Genomic DNA, 18955 nt, shown 5'->3' with positions numbered 1-18955 from the left:
GCCGGGAGAAGTCCTGCGGCAATCCCAAGGGAGAGCGCTGCCGCGATGTTCCTTCGACGTCGCGAAGCGCCTTCCGTCGCGATTCGCACTTTTCTCATACACGTTCCTCTGGAATATTTCAGCCGTAATTTCGAAAAGCATTGAGTCCTGCAGGGACCGCATTTGTAAGGGTGTATACACCGTGCCAGGCCCCGACTCCCGTGGCGTTCGGCCCCCTCATCTGCCAGCCGGAAGGTCTATAGATCGGAGGGGCGAGGTTCTGAATGTGAGGAGGCCTGCGCCACCGGCTGAGCTGTCCGAACTTGGCGTACTCCATCGCGGTCGTGATCTTGAGCGAAGAGATCGTGAAGACCATGTCAACGGCGTTATCCTCGAGCGAGGCGTCGAATCCTTGCTCGTAGATCCTCTCCGATGATCGAACCCCGTACGCGAAGCTCTGAGCGGCGACGCAGGTCGCCCATCCGACGCCGGGAGCTATGCACGAAACCGTCGCCCCCACGGTGACGATCGTGCTCCTGTTCTTCCAGACCCATTTGCCGGCGTTCTCAGCTCCGCGCCCTATTGCCTTACCCGCGTCGGCGCCTATGTCCTTTGCCTTGGCGCCGACCTTCTTGGCCTTGCCCGCGCCACTCTTGATCTTTCCCCAGATTGTGTTGCTCTTCTGCCTCTTCTTGGCCGCGGCGCGCTGCTGCGCCTTTTGCCTTGCCCAGCTTCCGCTATAGCTGACGCTTGTGCCGCCCTTGCTCCAATAAGTGACCGACAGGGACCGCCTGTACACATATCGCCGCCCATTTGAAGGTCTTCCGTAGCTGTAAGTGCTGTGGTGTTTCGTGACGACGTAGCCCCAGCCCCTCTTGCGGCTGTACGTCCAACGGGACTTCTGGCGGCGCTTTCGGTCGTAGTCGGCGTCGCCGCCGCTGAGGTAGCCGCGGTCGGTCGGCCCGATCGGACGTAGTCCGTCGGGGTCCGAGAACGTGACCGGGCTGCCCGCACCGTAGGCGTAGGCGTTCGTCTGGGCGGGATCCTGAGGGTCGATCAGCGGGTCGACGGAGAGGAACGACCCCAGCGCCGGATCGTAGTCGCGGGCGCCCAGATGGGTCAGGCCGGTCGGTTCCTCCACGCCGCCCACGAAGCCGCGGGTGCCGGGCCAGCCGGTGGGCCGCTCGGTGCGGTCCCCTCCGAACGGCAGCTGCCTGCGGCGGATGACGCCCTGGCCGTCGCCGGCCCGGACGGCGGTCAGCGACGTGCCCTGATGGTCGGAGAAGGTGTGGAACAGGCCGGCGGCGGTACGGACCGCGACGGTCCCGCCGCCGTGGGAGTAGTAGCGGGTGAGGCTCTCGGCACCGTTCGAACCGGTCGTCAGCTCGTCGCCCTCCGGAAGGTAGAGGGTCCTCGCTCCGTCGGGGCCGAGGGTGAGCAGCCGCTCGCCGTTCTCGTCGTAGACGTACCTGGTGGTCTTGCCCGCCTCGGTGACGCTCGCGAGCCGGCCTTCGGGGTCCCAGGTCAGGCTCTGCTCCCGGTTCCCGGCCTTGCGGTCCGTCATGTTGCCCGCCACGTCGTAGCCGAAGGCGTCCCGCGTCCCGTCGGCCGCACCGCCCTGGTTGTCCACGGCGGTGACGGCGTGCGGGCGGTCGGCCCCGCCCGCGGGAAGGGTGTAGGTGCGGACGGTGTCCTCGGTCGTGGCGGTGCCGGGGACCGCGTGCCTGGTCTCCTTCTTGCGGTTGCTCACCGCGTCGTACTCGTAGGAGTGCCAGTAGCCCTCTGTGCCGCCCACCACGGAAGCCGAAGGCCCTTCCTCCTGGCAGGCTCCCGCCGTGGTCGTCCATGCCTCTGTGAGCCGCCGCAGCGCGTCCATCTTGAAGCACTGCCTGTCGGTGACCTGGCCGTCGCCCGAGCCGGAGACGGTCGCGATGGAGGTGATGTTCCCCGCGGGGTCGCGGCGGTAGGACGTGTCGTCGACGCGCTGCGGGGCGGTGTCGCGGTCGATGATCTGCTGGACCAGGTCCCCAGTGTGCTCGTCATAGTCCAGCGTTCTGTACGCCTTGGAGCCCAACGATCCGTGCTCGGTGCGTTGTATCCGGCCGTACGAGTCGTACACGGTGCCGCCGACGACGATCGTCTGTCCGGCAGTGGTCCGGCTCGGCAGGCCGCCCTCGCCGTAGACGGTGGTCACCCGCTCGGAGGGCAGCCCGCCGGCCGCCGGGCGCAGCACCCATTCCCGCTGCCCGGTGTAGGTGTTGTAGCCGTAGGAGTAGGCATACGACTCGGTTCCGCCACCGACCGGGATCGTCATGGTGAGAGACGTGGGCTGGTCACGGTCGTTGTAGCCGCCGATGGTGGTCGTGTACGTCTCACCGTGGTCGATGCGGGCGCTCGAGGACAGTTCGCCCTTGAGGAGGGTGTCGTACGTCCAGGTGGCCCGCACGATGGATCCCTGTTTCAGGGCGGTCTTACGTCCGAGGTCGTCGTAGCTGGTCGTCAGCGTCACGCCTCGGGCATCGGTGACGGTGACCGGCTGATCGGTGTCGTCGTAGGTGAAGCGGGCGGTGCCCTTGTCCGGATCCTTCGCGGTAATCTTGCGGCCGCGGGCGTCGTAGGTGTTGGTCCATGTGTTGCCCGCCGGGTCGGTCATCGTGGCGAGTTGGTCGTGCTTCTCATAGCCGTAGGTCGTCTTCTGGGCCGTGCCCGCGGCGGGGTCGGTGTACTGCAGCAGTTCGACGACGCGGTCCCGCGCGTCGGTGACAGTGGTCTGCTTGATTCCGCCCCGGGGCGGAGTCACGGTCACGCGATCGGCGCTGTAGGCGGTCGTCGTGCGCCGTGTTTCCTCCCCGTACTTGCGGCTGATCGCCGCGACCACCTGGCCGAGGCCGTCATGAACGTTCTCGGTCATGTTCGGGATCGTGTTGTCCGACGCCTTGACAAGCGTGCCGGACGGGTTCCCGGAGGTGTAGTAGCCGTTGTAGGTCTTCCACGCGAAACCCCGTGTGTCGTAGAGGGTCTCGCTCACGATCCTGCCGCCGCCGATCGCCGGCACCTGCGACTCCCGCTCGCGCAGCAGCCCGTCATAGATGGTGTAGGCGCTCCGGTAGCTCCCGTCGTGCTGGATCGTCTTGGCCGCGACCACCGTCGGCGATGTCTTGGCCACCGTGTAGGTGTACTGCGCCGACGGCTGGTCGGCGTGGTCGGCCTTGGGCCAGCCCTGCTCCCAGACGCGGACGACCCTGCCGAGCGCGTCGAGTTCGGCGTCGGAACGCCTTCCGTTCGCATCGATCTCTGCCACCGGGGCACCGCGCCGGGGGTCTTCCAGGACGGTGTGCGTGTGGCCGAGCGCGTTGGTCACCGTCGTGCGGGTCGGAGCGGCTCCCGTAGCGGGCGTGTACGCCGTGGTCGTCGTGGTCCCGGATGCGTCGGTGGAGGTCAGTGGCCGCCCGTACCGGTCGTATGTGCTGGTCTCGGTGGTGATGTAGCCCGTGCCTTCGCCGTCCTGCTCGTCCTTGCGGGTGGCGTCGCCCTTGGTCGGGGCCGCGCCGAGCGTGCCGGATCCGTCGTAGTAGGTGCGTTCGACGGAGATCAGATCCCGCGGCAGGTCCGGGTCGTCACCGCACCCCTTGGCGACCGTCCGCACCTCGGACACGTAGTCGAGCATGTTCGCCGCCGTGTTCCGCGCATAGGACGTCGTCACGCAGCGTTCGTCGCCGGACGCGGCGAGGTCGCCGCTGTCGGAGACCGCGATGACCTGGCCGATGGAGTCGAAGGTATTGGTGACCTTGGCACGCCGCCAGCCGCCGTCCGCCTTGAGTTCCCTGGTCGTCTCGCTCGCGGTGCCGACCCTGTACGCGACCTGGTCCGGCAGCCCGGGGCGGGCATGGGTCGCCGTGGCGGCCGAACGCCAGGGTGTGGACGCGGCCGCGTCGACGATCCGGCCGCCGTCCTTGTCGTAGGTCGCCTCCTCGCGGGTCATCCCCGCGAACGCCTCGTGGTCGGCGGCCGTGTTGCCTTCCCCGTCGGCGACCTGGGCGCCATCAATCCCGCGGAAGTAGCGGTGCTCGGTGAGAGTCCTGGCGTCGGAACCCGCACCCACGCGCTCCTGGACTCTGCCGTAGCCGCGCCGCTTGTTGTAGGTGCGCTCCTCGCTCTTCGTGAGCTCGTCGTCGTCCTTCCCCCAGGACAAGCCGTCGAGGTAGGAGAACGACGTGGTCTTCACCGGGGCGCCGCCCACGTTGTCGGACTCCAGCACCTCCTTGACCTCATAGGAGTGGAACCAGTCCTGGTAGGGCTTGTAGTCGGGGGCAGGGGCGTCCGGCGGTGACCACACCACCGGATAGCAGCGGCGGGTGTTGGTCGACGGCGACGGCAGGTCCGCGGCGGAACAGTCCTCGGCGGAATAGGTGACGCCGACGGTGCTGCCCGTCTCGGTCTCGATCCCGTACACCCGGTAGCGCACCAGCGGCGGTACGGGGTCGGTGACGGCACCGTCGACGCGGTTCTTCAACTGCTGGCCCTGAAAAGTCACCGGCGGCAGCGTGACGGGGGTGGCGGCGCCGTGGCCGGTGCGGGTGATGGACGCCAGCCACAGTGCGGGGTCGGTGCCGTCCCCCGGCGAGGGGAACTGGTGGGTCAGCGCCCAGGAGTCGACCTTCTCGTAGGCGGAGCCGACCAGCACTTTGGTCGTGATCGAAGTCAGCCGTTTGCGCGTCCAGAAGGAGGGTGAGTAGCTGGTGCACGCGGCGGCTGTCGTGCAGTACTGGTCGAACGGCACGTCCGGCCAGTTCGCGGCGTGGGCCTTGTCGAAGGTGCCGCAGTCGGTGAGGCAGCGCTCGGAGACGCCGAACTCGGCCACCGCCGCCGCCCCGTTCGCCGCGTACACCGCGTCGGACCGCAGCCCGTAATCGATCCGCTTGAGGTAGCCGCCGCGCACGTACGTGGTGTCGGTGCCCTTCCCGGTGTCCGCGTTGACGTTCAAGCCGTAGCGGTTGGTCTCCTTCTCCCAGAAGTAGGCCATCGCGTTGCCGCTCGGGTCCTCGACGTAGTCGAGGTTCCACCGCCATGCCTGCTGGCACCACGATGCCGCGAAGGTGGCCGCATGGCAGGGCTCACCCGACTGGTTGCCGAAGACCGGGGCCGTCCAGGTGGAGCCGGTCTCCTCCTTGCCGCTCGCCCAGCCGGGCAGCCGGTTGTAGCCGAAGTAGAAGCGCGTGCCGTCCGGCGTGGTCAGCCGCCAGTACTCGCCATTGTCGTCCCCGTTTCCCCGCTGCGTGTCGGCCAGCTTCTCGACCTTGGTGCCGTCGTCGTCCTTGAGACGCCACTGCTTCGTGGCGTCGTCCCTGACCAGTTCCTGGGTCGAGCCGTTCAAGGTGACCGTGGCGTTGTCGGTCTTCCAGCACTGGTCGCCGACCTTGAGCGCCGAGTTGTTGCCGTCGGTCTTGTCGTCGTCGCAGGCCACGTACTGGCGGGTGATCGAGCCGGCCTCCATGGACCAGCCGTCACCGATCCAGTTGGCCTGGTTGTTCGTCGACGCCGTCCGGCCGTCCACCGACTGCGAGGAGTACGACAGGTTCAACTCCGGGTCCAACTCGCTGGGCACTTCGGGGAAGGCCAGGTCGTAGGACCAGGTGAACGCGCCCGTGGAGCCACCGGCGGTCCAGCCTCCGGAGGCGCTCGGCGTCGTCGCCGTGAAGTCGCCGGTCGCACCGGACGCCGCGGACGTGACCGCGAGGAGTACCGTGCCCTCCTCGGCCGCGAACCCGGTCACCGCCGAGCGGGTTCCGGTCACCGGCGCCGCGGCCCTCTCTCCCCTGGCCGGTTTCGGCTCCACTTTCGCGAGTCGCACGGCGGCCGAGAGGGTGCCGGCCTTGGGATCATTGGCCGCCCGGATCAGGGTGCCCGTCCCGCAGCCCTTGGTGCCGGGAGTGGTCAGAGCGCAGGCGGGCAGCTGGCGGAGGTTCAAGCGCGACGCCCAGTCGCCCCCATAGAGGTGCCGGAAGCCCCGGTAGTCGAGCTTCAGGCCGACACCTCCCGGGGTGCCGCCCACGCCGCGCACCGCGAGCAGGACCCCCTGGACACCGGCCTTGCGCGCGGCGTCCTGGCCGAGCACCTGCACCTGCGCCCCGGCGGGCCCCGCTTGGGCGGCGGATCCTCGGCCTCCCGCTGCTTTCCCGATCCACACGGGGAGGGAGCCCGCGACCAGTCTGGTCGCCTGCCCGGCGGTGGCCGGAAGCGCTCCCTGCGCGGTGCCGGGCTTGGGCATTGCCGCCGGTCGCGGCCTCTCCCATGCGTTCCCGGCCGCCTGATCGACACGCCGGAGCGGTTTGTGACGTACCTTCTCGACTCGCACGGGCTTCTCGTCGCGCAATTTCGGGAGCGAGAGGTCGTCGGCCGATGCCGTCCCTCCAGCGATAAGACCCACCAAAAGCGCAAAGAAAAGAAGTGTGGAAAATCCGCGCAGCCGTCGTGCCCGCCGCGAAACTCCGACGATTCTGTCCAGCATCGACCTCTCCCAGGGGAAGCAGCCGCAGGCCCCACCGGGGCCTGGCATCCGGAAACGTATCCGACGCCTTTGGGACAGGGCCATGGCCCGCACCCGTGAAGAACTCACGTCTTCCGCGGGGATTCCACGCACAGCATCGCGATGACCCGGCAGGCGTTCGTTCGTCCGCGCGGCATGGCCCGCTTCCCCACGGCAGCGGACCGGCCGCCTGTCGCACGGCACCGCGTGCGGCAGGCGGCCAGGAGCCGGCGTCCGGTCGGTTACCCGATCGTCACCGTCGCGTTGGAGGTCAGGATCCTGTGGTCGGAGCAGGGCCGGTCACGGTATGCGCCGCAGAAGTCGCCGATCGGATGCGCGTCGGCGTCGTAGGAGATGAGCCGGTCGGCGTTGGCGAATGTCAGGTCGAGTTTCCAGTACTGGCCGCAGGAGTAGTCCGAGATACTTCCCTCCTCGGTGGTCGCCTCCCCCCAGCCGGGGCACTCCTGGGCCTGGTCGTCCAACTCGTGATAGGAGCCGTAGTTGTTAGGGTTACTGGGAGTGTCGACGGCGGGAGAATACCATTTGTTCAACACGGAGGCATTCGGGAAGAGATTGAAGTCTCCGGCGATGATGACGGTGTCACCGTCGGTGCGGAATCCCTCGAGGACGTTGTGCACGTAATCAGCTTGCGGGCCCTTGTACTCCGTCACGATACTGAGATGGGTCGTGCAGAACTTCACCGACGGCTGAGATTTGGGGGGTACACACGTCAACTTGCGTTCCTTGTCCGTCCCGTCGTAGGGCAGGGTGTAGCGCATCGAAACACCCAGCGCATGGCGACTGAAGATCGCCATGCCGTACGCCGTACCGGCACAGAGACCACTAGGCCGCATTGTCTCGAAGCGGGCGAAGTTAGTGGGGTCCTCCGGCCACCCTATCCCGCGCAGTTCCTCGATCAGCGCTCGGTACTGGCTGTAGCACATCTCGTTGACCGACACGAAGTCTGGATTGCGACCGCCGATGGATCCGCGCATGGCCTCGATGATGCCCGTGTTGGTAAGGCCCTTGTGAATGGCATGGCCGGCGATGTTCCAGTGCCATATCTTGTAGTTCGCCGTTGTGGACGCGAACACAGAGTGCGGCGTCAGCATCATCATGGCCGTGATTATGAGCACTACGGCCGTGGCCTGAAACCGGCGCATGCCACCTCCCGAAGCGGGCGTACAAGACGGTTCAGTATGCAAGCAGGCGGTCGCGCGATGTCAAGGAGTCTTCACTCGCGCACGGACCGATCGTGCCACGAAAGAGCATCGACATGACGCCTTATCGAGTATCGGTAGACGCCTTCCCAAGCGCCGAAAAAGCGGCACCTCCGCAGGTCACGGCATCCTGATCGTTTCGGGCGGCATCGGCGCTCTGGACTCCCCGTATGCGCGGGAGTTCGTCATGGAACGAGCCTGGACCGCCGCCGCGCCCCGGGCGAGCCCCATGGCTCGGGATCCGTCCAGAGGCGCCGGTACCCGCCCGTCGCGGCACCCGCGCTGACGTACCCGCCGTGCCGGTTCAGTGCGGCGACCCCGCCTGGGTCGAAGACGGGCAGGTGGGTCACCAGCATGAGCACGGCGACGGCGAGCACGATCGCGGGCGTCCGGGCCAGGCGACCCGGGAGGCAAACCCCAAGGCCCGCAGACGCACTCCCTACAGGACCGGCTCCCTGGACTGGCCTAAGCCGGAAAGGCCGGGAGAACGTGCCGAGCGGAAGTCGATTCTGGTCGACCATCTCTCCGACCGTGTTGCCGACGAACAGCGTGCCGCAGAAAGGCTCGACGCCCATCCCGCAACTTGGAACCGGTAGTGTCGGCCCTCGAATGTCGAGTCGTTGTGCTCGACGTACGTCCACTCCACACGCGAGCGGTCGGCCGTCGAACTTCATGGTCCATTCCTCTGTTGGGACGGGGATCCGGAGTCAGCCGGGCCGCAGGCCAGGGCCGGGGAGGAATCGGCCGGTGCGCCCGTCGGCGGGTTCGCCGTTCTCGGCGACGACCTCGCCGCGCAAGTAGGTGCGGACGACGCGGCCGGTGAGCGTCCGGCCGGCGTAGGGCGTCCAGCCGGCCTTGGAGTGGACGCCGGCGTCGCGGACGGTCCACTCACGGGACGGGTCGACCAGGGCTATGTCGGCGTCGAATCCCGGTGCGATGCGGCCCTTCCGGGGCCACAGCCCGTACAGCCGGGCCGGGACCTCCGCGTACAGTCGCGCGACGTCCTCGTAAGCGATCATCTGCCGGGCGGCCGCGTCGAGGAGCACGGGCATCGTGGTGTCCAGCCCCGGGAGCCCGAAGTGGACGTCCCAGATGCCGCCGGAGGTCTTCTGCTCCCGTGTCGAGGGAGCGTGGTCGGATGAGACATGGGTGAGCAGGCCGTCACGGAGTAGCCGCCACATCTCCCGCTCGTCGGCGTCGTGCCGGGCACGGGCCGGCGGCGTGAACTTGCGGAACGGGCCGTGCTCCAGGACCTCGTCCTCACGGAGCAGCATGTACTGGGGACAGGTCTCGGTGAACAGGCGGGCGCCGCACTCGCGTTCCCGATGCAGGTACTCGGCGACCTCGGGATGGCTCACGTGAGCGACGGCCGCCCGCGCCCCGGCCTTCCGCACGAGCACTCCCGCGACCATCGCGGCGACGACCTCGGCCTCGCGGTTTCGCCACTGCGGGATGAGTCCGCCGTCACCGCGGCCTTCGTCCCGCAGGACGGCGCCGGCGGATTCGGTCAGCGACTCGTCCTCGCAATGCAGCAGACTCACGGCGCCGGCGGCGGAGCTGGCGCGCAGATGCCGCCACAGGGCGGCTGCGTCATGACCGGGCACGCCGTGGGTGGTGCAGGTGAATACCTTGAAGAACGCCGTGCCCGCCTCCCACAGCGGCGCGACCTCCTGCTCCGCGCCCGGCCAGGCGTGCGCGGCGAGAGCGAAGTCCACGTTGGAGCGCCCGCCAAGATGGTCGATCTTCGCCCGGAGGTCCCGGCATGTCCGGACGGGGTTCCCGTGCGCGTGCTCGATGACGGTCGTCGTCCCGGCCGCCGCCGCGGCGCGGGTACCGTGCGGGAAGTCCTCCCGGTCAGTGGCGCCGGGGTCCATGAGATGGACGTGGGTGTCGACGCCTCCGGGAAGCAGGAGCAGCCCGGAGGCGTCGACCGTCCGCTGCGCCGACAGTCCGCCGTTGCTCAGTCCGACGATCCGGCCGTCGCTCACGGCGACGTCGGCGCGGCGGCGGCCCGCGGAGGTGACGACGGTGCCGCCGGCGATCACAAGGTCGAGAAAGGTCACGGAAGCCCTCAGACCCGGTACTCGTCGACGGCGGAAGCATCCAGCCGAATCCCGAAGCCGGGTGTGTCGGACAGCTCGATGTGGCCGTCCACCATCCGCACCGGCTCCTCCATGATCGGCTGCCACCAGGGCTGGTACTCCTGCCACACCGCGTTCGGCACGGCGCAGGCGAGATGCGCCGAGTGCTCCATGAACAGGTGCGGGGTGACGGGCAGCCCGAACGCCTCGCAGACGTGCGCGGCCTTCATCCACTCGGTGACGCCGCCCATGCGCATCAGGTCGGGCATCACGTAGTCGGCGGCCCGGGTGCGGGCGAGCGACAGCAGCTCGTCCTTGAAGTAGTTCGATTCGCCCGTGCACAGCGGCATCGGGATCTTCGCGGCGACGACCGCGTAGTCCTCGACCTGGCCGTGCGGAATGGGCTCCTCCAGCCAGAAGACGTCGTGCTCCTCGAACAGCCGGGCCATGCGGAGGGTCTGCTTGAGGTCCCACGCCTGGTTGGCGTCGATCATGAGTTTCACGTCCGGGCCGATGGCCTCGCGCACCGAACGGACGCGCAGGACGTCCTCGCGCGGGTCGGGCAGCCCGGCCCGCATCTTGACGGCCGTGAAGCCCTGGTCGACCAGGTCCCGCGCCTCCGCGGCGAGCTCGTCCACTGTCCGGTCGAGCCAGAGGCCCTGGCTCGCGTAAGCCTCGATGCGTGTACGGGACCCGCCGAGGAGCTTGTGCACGGGGAGTCCTGCCACCTGTCCGGCGATGTCCCAGCAGGCGGTGTCCAGTGTGGACATCGCCAGGGCGGCGACGCCCCTGCGGCCGATGAACCCGGATGCGTTCGACATCCGCCGCCAGTGGGACTCCATGGCGAGGGCGTCCTCGCCGACGAGGGACTTGGCGAGGTCCTCGATGAAGGCGACGAGGGAGGCGACACGGCCACGGCCGAAGGCGAAGCTCCAGGCCACGCCCTCGTGGCCGTCGCGCGTCCGCACCCGCACCAGGGCCGTGTCGATCGCCGGGATGGGGAACGCCGCGGTGACGAGCGGCCGGTCGAGCGGGATGGACAGGAAGTCCGTGCGGACTTCGGTGACCGTCGTTCCGCGGGTCATGAGGTGCTCCTCTCCTGGGCTGGGCGGCGCCGCCGGAAGGGGCGCGTGAGCGCTGCGAGCAGGCGCTTCAGCAGCGACTGCCCGGCAAGCCCCAGTACGTCGATCGAGTCGTCGACCGGGCGGGCATGCCTCCCGCCGCCCGCGCCCGCCGGGGATGCCGTCGTCTGCGCCGCCGCAGCGGCCCTCGGGTCCGCCACCGGGCGTTCGGCGGTGAGCTGCTCGGCCAGCGCGTCCGCGAACTGGCCGATGATCTTGTTGCCGACATCGGTGATGACGCCGCGTCCGAGCTGCGCGGGTTTCCCGGTGATGTCCAGGTCGGTGTGCACCTGGACCCGGGTGATCCCGTTCTCGCCGGCGAGCCGGACGGTGACCGCCGCTGCGGCGGTGCCGGCGCCGCGGGCGTCCTTGCCCTTGGCCGTGAGCGTCGCCGTGCGCGTCGCGGCGTCCCGGGACGTGAACTCCGCCCGGCCCTTGTAGGTGAGGGTCACGGGCCCGACCTTCGCCTTGACCCGGCCGGTGAAGACGTCGCCGTCCACCGATTCGAGCGTCGCGCCCGGCATACAGGGCGCGACCCGCTCGACGTCGAGGAGGACGGCCCACGCCTCATCCACCGCGACCGGGACTGTGAAGGTGTTCTCAATCCGCATGTCAGCCTCCGTGACCGGCAGCGGCGGTACCCGCCAGCCAGCGATAGGTCAGCAGGACGTTCAGCCTGTGGTTCGACCGCACGAGCGCTGCGAACCGGTCGTTCTCCTCGGCGGCGGCGTCCGGGACGACCTCCGACAGCGGCAGCGGGTCGTCCAGCAGGACCTCGTCGAGAGCCTTCTCGACGCTCGCGCCCTCGTCCCGCAGCCGGGAGACCGATGCGGCGACCTGGTGCAGGTAGTGCAGGTGCCAGGCGATACCAGGCTCGGCGGCGGCGAGCGGCCCGTGCCCGGGGACGAGCGTGTCGACCCGGATGGTCGCCTTCAGCGCCTGGATGGAGCGCGCATAGCCGACCGGATCGCCGGCCAGCAGCATCGGCGGGATGCCGTGGTGGCGGAGGAAGTTGCCGACCCAGGCCACCTTGGCGTCCGGGACGTGGACGACGGTGTCGCCTGATCCATTGCCGGGCCCGAAATGCCACAGATGGACAACGCGCCCACCGAGGTCGATCTCGCAGAAGCGGTCGAAGACCAGGTCGGGCTGCCGCCAGGTGACGACCTCGTCCAGGCCTTCGTCGCCGTACATGCTGCTGAGCCGCAGAGCCTTCTCGTGCTCCAGCGAGATCGTCGCCATCGACGCCTTGTTCAGCCGGGAGGAGACCAGCGCGACGTCGTCGCCGAACGCGGCGTTCCCGAACGTGTGGTCTCCGTGGAAGGTGGTGTTGGCCAAGTACCGGACGGGTTTGTCGGTGAGATCGGCGACGACCTCTTGCAGGTAGCGGCCGACGCCCGGGGTGATGCCTGAGTCGATCACCATCGCGGCGCGGTCGCCGACGATCAGCCCGTTGTTGTCCTTGGGAATCTGGTTGGCCATCAGCGCGTACACGCCATCGGCGAGTTCGGTCGGCTGCAACCTCAGCCCGCGCGGGCTGAGGTTCGGGGGGACGAAGTCCTCCTGTCGTTCGCTCATCTCATGAATCACGGGCAACGGCCAGCAGACCACTTCGCTGTCCTTTCTCCTGGACGCACCTTCCCGCACGCCGGGAAGTGTGTTCTTATTTAGGTATCGATATACGTAAACGCTAGCCTGGTGCTGTCGCGGCCGTCAAGGCCGGTCCAGGACCCGGCCCACAGGAGGTGGCCCGCATGATCCCCACTGCGACGAGGAACAGAGTCCATGTGCTCGCACTCGGCGGAACGATCGCGATGACCTCGCCCGGCGACGGGCACGGCGTACGGCCTGCTCTCGACGCACGTGCCCTGGTGGCCTCCGCGCCCGAGATCTCCGCCGTCGCCGAGGTGGGCTTCGACGCCTTCCGCCCGGTGCCGGGCGCGCATCTGCGGCTCAGCGACATGCAGGCGGTCGCCGCGCGGATCGATGACCTGCTGGACGGCGGCGTGAACGGGGTGGTCGTCGTCCAGGGCACCGACACGCTGGAGGAGACCGCATTCGCCCTGGACCTGCTGTGCGGATCCGATCGCCCGATCGTGGTCACGGGCGCCATGCGCAACCCGACGATGCCCGGCGCGGATGGCCCGGCGAACCTGCTCGGCGCCGTCCGGGTCGCCGCGAGCTCGACGGCGTCCGGTCTCGGCACCCTGGTGGCGATGAACGATGAGATCCACGCGGCGCGCTTCGTGCGCAAGGGGCACACGTCGCGGCCGTCGGCGTTCGGTTGTGCCGGAGTCGGGCCGATCGGGTGGATCGCCGAGGAACGCGTCCGCATTCCGCTGCGCGTGGGGCACCGCGTGCGCGTCGTCCCACTGCCCGGTGCGCAGCCGCCGCCGGTGGCGCTCGTCAGCGTCGCGCTCGGCGACGACGGCCGCGTCCTCGACCGACTGGTCGACCTCGGCTACGCGGGCGTCGTGCTGGCCGCGTTCGGCGCGGGGCACCTGCCGGAGCGGATGGTCGACGCCGCGGCCCGCCTCGCCGACGCGATGCCGGTCGTCCTGACCTCCCGGACCGGAGCCGGAGAGGGGCTCCGCGGTACCTACGACTTCCCGGGCTCGGAGATCGACCTGCTGTCCAAGGGGTTGCTCAGTGGGGGCGCCCTCGACCCCTACAAGATGCGCGTCCTGCTCTCGCTCGCCCTCTCGGCCGGCTGGGACCCCGGGCGGATCGCCGACGCGATCGAGCAACTCTCGGGCTGACCGTTGCGCCGACCTGGGCATTTATGTACCGTGATACAGAAGAAGATACTTATGAGGAGAAGTGAGTGATGGAGCGCTGGATGGCTGAGGACGATCCTGTGACGTGCGCACTCGACGTCAACGGCCGTGCGGAGACGGTCAGCGTCCCGCCGCGGCGAACTCTGGCCGACGCCCTGCGCGACCACGGACTCACCGGAACGCGTCTCGGCTGCGAGCACGGGGTCTGCGGGGCCTGCACGGTGCTGATGGACGGCCGTCCCGTCCGGTCATGCCTGGCGCTGGCGGTACAGGCGGAAGGCTCGCGGATCGAGACGATCGAGGGGGACGCGCCGGAACTCGGCGCGCTGCGCCAGGCCTTCGACACCGGCGGCGCGCTCCAGTGCGGCTTCTGCACTCCCGGTTTCCTGATGCTGGCGGCGGGACTGCTGCGCGACGAGCCGGGCGCGTCCCCCGAACGGGTGCGCGAGGTGATCAGCTCCAACCTGTGCCGCTGCACCGGCGGTGTGCCGATCGTGAACGCCGTCCTCGCCGCCCAGCGGGAACTGGCTGCCCGGCCGTCCACGGGAAGCGCGTCGTGAAGCCGCCACCGTTCGCCTACGCGCGTCCCGCGACGCTGGACGAGGCACTCGACATGATCATTGAGGGCGGCGACGAGGCGAAGTTCCTCGCCGGCGGGCAGAGCCTCCTGCCACTGCTGTCCTACCGGCTCGCCCGGCCCACCCACCTGGTGGACATCGGCCGCCTCCCCGGCCTGGACCGCATCGACCGGACAGGCGGCGGCCTCGCGCTCGGCGGGCTCGTCCGCCACGCCCAACTGGAAGGCGCGGCCGAACTGGCCGGGCCGTGGCGGGCGATCCGCGAGGCGGCCGCGCAGATCGGCCACCTTCCGATCAGGGAGCGCGGAACGATCGGCGGCAGCATCGCGCACGCCGATCCGTCCGCCGAGCTGCCGGTCGTGGCCACCGCGCTCGACGCGGCGTTCGTGCTGCGCTCGGCCGCCGGTACCCGGACCGTCCCGGCGGCGGGATTCTTCACCGGGCCGTTCATGACGGTCATCGAACCGGCCGAGGCGCTGGTGAGCATCGACTTCCCCACCCCGCCGCTGGGACTGCGCAGCGCCTTCGAGGAGTTCACGGCCCGCTCCGGCGACTTCGCGCTCGCCTCAGCCGCGGTCGCCATCGCGACCGGGGAGGACGGCATAGTGCGACAGGTCCGCATCGTGCTGGGTTCGGTCGGGCCGCTCCCGCTCAGAGCGCTCGATGCCGAGGCTTCCCTCGACGGCGTGGCACTGACCCCGGAGGCGGCCAAGCTGGCCGCCCGCGTGGCCGCGGCGGAGACCCACCCGGGGGAAGACGCGTTCGCCGGACCGGAATTTCGCCGTGAGCTCGTCGAGACAGTCGTCGTGCGGGCTCTCACGCGGCTGATGGACCAAGGAGGCAGGCCATGACCGGCATCATCGGCAGCGACGTGCGGAGAACGGCCAACGCGGCGCTCCTCGCCGGCACAGCGCAGTACGTGGCCGACCTTCACCGCGAGGGCGAGGTCCACGTCCGTGTCGTGCGCAGCCCCGTGGCGCACGCGCGGATCACCGGGATCGACGTGACCGAGGCCGCCGGACATCCGGGCGTGGTGACCGTGCTCACCGCCGATGACCTGCCGGACGTCCGGATCCCCATCCGGCTGCCGATGTTCGAGACCCCCGAAGCCAACCGCTTCCTGCAGCCGCCACTCGCGCGCGGGGTCGTCCGGTACGTCGGCGAGCCGATCGCCGCGGTCGTCGCGACCGACCCCTACATCGCCGAGGACGCGGCCGAACTGGTCGACGTCGACCTGGACGAACTGGACCCCGTCACCGACCTCACGGAGGCGCTGACGGCCGAGCCGATCCACCCCGAAGCGGGGACGAACGTAGTCAACACCGTGCCGCTCCGGCACGGCGACGTCGACGCCGCGTTCGACGCCGCCGACATCGTCGTCCGGGAGCGGTTCCGGATGCACCGGCACACCGCGGTGCCGATGGAGACCCGGGGGCTTCTCGCGGAGGTCGACGAGGTCACCGGGCGCCTCACGCTGTGGGGCGGCGCCAAGGTCAAGCACTCGGTCCGGCAGGCCCTGGCGCGGATGCTCGGCATCGAAGCCGAGCGGATCCGGGTCGCGGAGGTGAACGTCGGCGGCGGCTTCGGCGTGCGGGGCGAGGCCTACCCCGAGGACTTCCTGGTCGCCCATCTCGCGCTCCGCCTGCGCCGCCCGGTGAAATGGGTCGAGGACCGCGCCGAGCACTTCGTCGCCACCAACCACGCGCGCGAGCAGGAGCACGAGCTCGAGATCGCCGCGACGTCGGACGGCCGGCTCCTCGCCTTCCGCGACCGGGCCTGGGCCGACCACGGCGGCTACGTCCGGTCGCAGGGCATCCTGCCCGAACTGCTGCCCGCACAGCAGGTCGCCGGCCCCTACCGGTGGGAGGCGTTCTCCGTCGAATCGACCGGCGTCATCACCAACCGCACACCGGTCGGCACCTACCGGGGGCCTGGCATGACCGAGGTGACGTTCGCCCGGGAGCGGTTGCTCGACATGCTCGCCGGCCGTGTCGGGCTGGACCCTGCCGAGCTGCGGCGGCGTAACCTGATCCCGGCCGCGGCGATGCCTTTCACGTTCGCCATGGGCGAAGGATCCGCCGTCCCCGCCATCGTCTACGAGAGCGGAGACTATCCGGCAGCGCTCGACACCCTGCTGGACGCCGCCGACTATGCCCGCCTCAGGCGCGAGGTCACCGCCCGCAGAGCCGCCGGGGAGTGCGTGGGCCTCGGCCTCGCCGTCTACATCGAGATCGGAGCGATCGGACCGTTCGAGGAGGCACGTGTCGTTCCGGGCCCCGCCGGGGGGTTCACCGTCCACATCGGGGCGGGCTCCCTCGGGCAGGGCATCGAGACGGTGTTCGCACAGATCGTCGCGGATGTCCTGCGCGTCCCCGTGGAAGACGTGCGGGTCGCCTTTTCCGACACCGATGATGTGCCCATGGGCTTCGGAGCCTTCGCGAGCCGATCGACGCCGGTCGCGGGGAACGCCGCCCTGCTTGCCGCGCGCGACCTGCGCAACAGGGCCGCCGAGGCGCTGGGCGCCGACGCGGACGCCGTCGAGTTCGGGCAGGGCTCCGTGCACGTCGCCGGAGTCTCGCTTCCGGTCGGGAAGGTGGGCGAGGGACGCGGCCGCTTCGACAAGCCCCACCCGACGTTCTCCTTCGGCGGTGCGCTCTCCGTCGTCGCGGTCGACCGCCCCACCGGGCGGGTGCGGGTGCTGCGCCACATCGTCATGCACGACGTCGGACGGGCCATCAACCCGGCCCTGGTACGCGGTCAGCTCGCCGGGGCCGCGTCCCAAGGGATCGGCGGCACGCTCCTGGAGGAACTCCTCTATGACTCGCAGGGGCAGCCGCTGTCCACGACGTTCGGCGACTACCGGATGCCCACGGCGTCCGAGTTGCCGGACATCGAGACGATCTTGATCGAGCACCGCCCGCCCCAGTCCAACCCGCTCGGCGCCAAAGGCGTCGGCGAGTCGGGGATGGTCGCCACCCCGGCGGCGGTGGCCAACGCGGTGGCGGACGCGCTCGGGGAGGACGCGACGGTCACCCGCCTGCCGCTCACCCCCGGCCGGGTCCGCGCGTTGCTCCGCTGACGCGGCCGGTCACCCGCGGCGTGCGGCCGGAGCTCGACGAGGCGCTCGGGCCGCGCGCCGTGGTTCAGTGCCCGGCCGGCTTGGCGAACTCCTCCCCGCGCAGCGGAACGCCCTTGGCCTGCAGCTCGTCCAGCACGGCCAGTCCCTCCTCCGCCCAAGCGATTTCGGCCCGGGCCTTGAGGACCTCGCCCCGAAAGGCGAGCTTGCGGAAGGCGATGATCGCCTCGTGCTCCTCCTCCGGACGCTGCCCCAACCGCCGGCGCAACAGCGACACACGGCGGGCGTCGATGTCGGCCAGTATCTGCTCCCACTCCCGCAGCGCCCGGGTGAAGTGGTGCAGGTGCGCCTCGAGCTGGCTGCGCGCCGCCTCGTACGTCGACTGCTCGAAATGCGCGACCTTCAAGCGGTAGGGGTCCCGATCGGACTGGTAAGGGATCGGCGCCTGCTCCCACCGCTGAAGCTCGGCCAGGCCCGCCTCATTGATCGAGTAGACCCGCTTCTCCGCCCGCTCGCCGCGCGGCACGACCTCGACCGTGACGAGCCCGTCGCGCTCCATCCGGCGCAACTCCGGATAGATCTGGCTGTGCGGCGCGCTCCACACGTACGCAACGCTCCCGTCGAAGTACTTGACCAGCTCGTACCCGGTCATGGGCTGGGCGGTCAGCGTGGCGAGAAGGGCGTGGCGCAGCGACATCGACGTCCCCGTTAGTGAAATGGACAGTTATCCATAACGGTATCAAGTTACTCATCGGCTCGGCCGTCGGCCGCCGGACGACATTTCGAGATCCCCTTTCATCTGACGTGGGCGCGGATCCCGCTGCCCTGGCGTAACGGCGAGCCGACGGCGTGAAGGCAGCCTCAGCCTCGGCCACGGTCCCACCTACGATTGCCACGCCACTCGGCTCCATGGGCAGCGCCCACAGTGCGAGCCGGCCCCGCGCGCCGACCGCGTCTGCGCGGTCAGCGCCGTCGTCTCTCTGATCGTCTCCTGAACCGGCCGAGCGGACGCGACCGCGCAGTGCACCGGTACCGGGGACGCCTTCGGGGAGCGGACCGGCGGCAGATCGGCCCGCGCATCTACGGGACCGAGGTGTTCCGGCGGCCGCGAGGGGCAGTGATCGTGACGTCCGACCAGGAGGAACAGATGAGCGGGCAGCCGCACGACCGGGTCGGCGCGGACCTGGGCATCCGCTCCGATCTACGCCGACGAGCCGGGAACCGAGGGCTGCGGAGCCGGTGCGGTGACCGGAGCGGTCACCGTGCTGCAGGACGCGACCGGGCGACTCCGGATCGAGCGGGGGCGGCACGACCGGACGAAGCAGGCGCGGCGGGCCAACTCCCGGCTGGCTCTGGTCGCCGAGATCACCACCGTGCTGTCGTCCACCCGGGACGCGAACGAGGTGCTGCGGCTGCTGGTCCGGCCGGCGGTGCCCACGCTCGGTGACTGGGCGGCGGTCGCCCTGCTCCTGCCGGACGGACGCGTCGAACGGGTGGCCGCGACCCACCGCGAGTTCTCCCCCGCCGACATCGCTCACCTTGAAGGGCCGCTACCGCCGCCCAGCACGAACTCTTCCAGGCCATGGACGCCCACAAC

Annotated in this window: 13 protein-coding genes; 4 read left to right on the top strand and 9 right to left on the bottom strand. The window is 69.7% G+C overall.

Features of this window, described 5'->3' with window-relative positions:
- Positions 1-118: 118 nt before the first annotated feature.
- The 7 genes from ETD96_RS00620 to ETD96_RS00590 all read right to left on the bottom strand — a co-directional run bounded on the left by ETD96_RS00620 (position 119) and on the right by ETD96_RS00590 (position 12505).
- Positions 119-6247, bottom strand: coding sequence for an RHS repeat domain-containing protein (locus tag ETD96_RS00620; protein ID WP_138632280.1), 6129 nt, complete (start codon positions 6245-6247; stop codon positions 119-121).
- A 500-nt stretch (positions 6248-6747) separates the two neighbouring features.
- Positions 6748-7623, bottom strand: a complete 876-nt coding sequence (locus ETD96_RS00615) for an endonuclease/exonuclease/phosphatase family protein (RefSeq protein ID WP_138632277.1) — start codon at positions 7621-7623, stop codon at positions 6748-6750.
- A gap of 287 nt (positions 7624-7910) precedes the next feature.
- Positions 7911-8102: a hypothetical protein gene (locus tag ETD96_RS00610; RefSeq protein WP_138632274.1), complete on the bottom strand. Its 192-nt coding sequence runs from the start codon at positions 8100-8102 to the stop codon at positions 7911-7913.
- Positions 8103-8432: 330 nt separating this feature from the next.
- The gene (locus ETD96_RS00605) at positions 8433-9788 is read right to left on the bottom strand and encodes a dihydroorotase (RefSeq protein ID WP_138632271.1); all 1356 of its coding nucleotides are present in this window, start codon (positions 9786-9788) and stop codon (positions 8433-8435) included.
- A gap of 8 nt (positions 9789-9796) precedes the next feature.
- Positions 9797-10891 carry a mandelate racemase/muconate lactonizing enzyme family protein gene (locus ETD96_RS00600; protein ID WP_138632268.1) on the bottom strand — a complete coding sequence of 365 codons (1095 nt, stop codon included), beginning with the start codon at positions 10889-10891 and terminating at the stop codon, positions 9797-9799.
- Positions 10888-11538, bottom strand: a complete 651-nt coding sequence (locus ETD96_RS00595; protein ID WP_138632265.1) for an SRPBCC family protein — start codon at positions 11536-11538, stop codon at positions 10888-10890. The genes ETD96_RS00600 and ETD96_RS00595 overlap by 4 nt, the downstream gene beginning before the upstream one ends.
- Before the next feature lies 1 nt (position 11539).
- On the bottom strand, positions 11540-12505 hold the full coding sequence (locus tag ETD96_RS00590) for an MBL fold metallo-hydrolase (protein WP_205719035.1): 966 nt from the start codon (positions 12503-12505) through the stop codon (positions 11540-11542).
- 209 nt (positions 12506-12714) lie between these two features.
- On the opposite strand from ETD96_RS00590, the gene ETD96_RS00585 reads away from it, so the two are divergent.
- The 4 genes from ETD96_RS00585 (at position 12715) to ETD96_RS00570 (ending at position 17361) form a co-directional block, all read left to right on the top strand.
- A complete protein-coding gene (locus tag ETD96_RS00585; protein WP_205719034.1) occupies positions 12715-13686 on the top strand; it encodes an asparaginase in 972 nt (323 codons plus the stop codon).
- Between the two features lie 80 nt (positions 13687-13766).
- Positions 13767-14264 (top strand): (2Fe-2S)-binding protein, encoded by a 498-nt coding sequence (locus ETD96_RS00580; RefSeq protein WP_138632255.1) that lies wholly within the window; start codon positions 13767-13769, stop codon positions 14262-14264.
- Positions 14261-15133: an FAD binding domain-containing protein gene (locus ETD96_RS00575; protein WP_138632252.1), complete on the top strand. Its 873-nt coding sequence runs from the start codon at positions 14261-14263 to the stop codon at positions 15131-15133. Before ETD96_RS00580 ends, ETD96_RS00575 begins: the two co-directional genes overlap by 4 nt.
- Positions 15130-17361, top strand: a complete 2232-nt coding sequence (locus ETD96_RS00570; protein WP_138632249.1) for a xanthine dehydrogenase family protein molybdopterin-binding subunit — start codon at positions 15130-15132, stop codon at positions 17359-17361. Before ETD96_RS00575 ends, ETD96_RS00570 begins: the two co-directional genes overlap by 4 nt.
- Positions 17362-17425: 64 nt before the next feature.
- Here ETD96_RS00570 and ETD96_RS00565 read toward each other — a convergent pair whose 3' ends face one another.
- Positions 17426-18055: a PadR family transcriptional regulator gene (locus ETD96_RS00565; RefSeq protein ID WP_138632246.1), complete on the bottom strand. Its 630-nt coding sequence runs from the start codon at positions 18053-18055 to the stop codon at positions 17426-17428.
- Between the two features lie 504 nt (positions 18056-18559).
- The gene (locus ETD96_RS00560) at positions 18560-18889 is read right to left on the bottom strand and encodes a hypothetical protein (protein WP_138632243.1); all 330 of its coding nucleotides are present in this window, start codon (positions 18887-18889) and stop codon (positions 18560-18562) included.
- Positions 18890-18955 lie beyond the last annotated feature (66 nt).

Origin of the sequence: Actinomadura geliboluensis, from assembly GCF_005889745.1 — a bacterium.
Classification (GTDB): Bacteria; Actinomycetota; Actinomycetes; order Streptosporangiales; family Streptosporangiaceae; genus Spirillospora; species Spirillospora geliboluensis.
This window is presented reverse-complemented; position numbering and strand designations above follow the sequence as displayed.

Coding starts and splice junctions, on each gene's coding strand:
- ETD96_RS00570 (WP_138632249.1), top strand. CDS start 15,130: ATGACCGGCATCATCGGCAGCGACGTGCGGAGAACGGCCAACGCGGCG.
- ETD96_RS00620 (WP_138632280.1), bottom strand. CDS start 6,247: ATGCCCAAGCCCGGCACCGCGCAGGGAGCGCTTCCGGCCACCGCCGGG.
- ETD96_RS00595 (WP_138632265.1), bottom strand. CDS start 11,538: ATGCGGATTGAGAACACCTTCACAGTCCCGGTCGCGGTGGATGAGGCG.
- ETD96_RS00615 (WP_138632277.1), bottom strand. CDS start 7,623: ATGATGATGCTGACGCCGCACTCTGTGTTCGCGTCCACAACGGCGAAC.
- ETD96_RS00560 (WP_138632243.1), bottom strand. CDS start 18,889: ATGTCGGCGGGGGAGAACTCGCGGTGGGTCGCGGCCACCCGTTCGACG.
- ETD96_RS00590 (WP_205719035.1), bottom strand. CDS start 12,505: ATGAGCGAACGACAGGAGGACTTCGTCCCCCCGAACCTCAGCCCGCGC.
- ETD96_RS00580 (WP_138632255.1), top strand. CDS start 13,767: ATGGCTGAGGACGATCCTGTGACGTGCGCACTCGACGTCAACGGCCGT.
- ETD96_RS00565 (WP_138632246.1), bottom strand. CDS start 18,055: ATGTCGCTGCGCCACGCCCTTCTCGCCACGCTGACCGCCCAGCCCATG.
- ETD96_RS00600 (WP_138632268.1), bottom strand. CDS start 10,891: ATGACCCGCGGAACGACGGTCACCGAAGTCCGCACGGACTTCCTGTCC.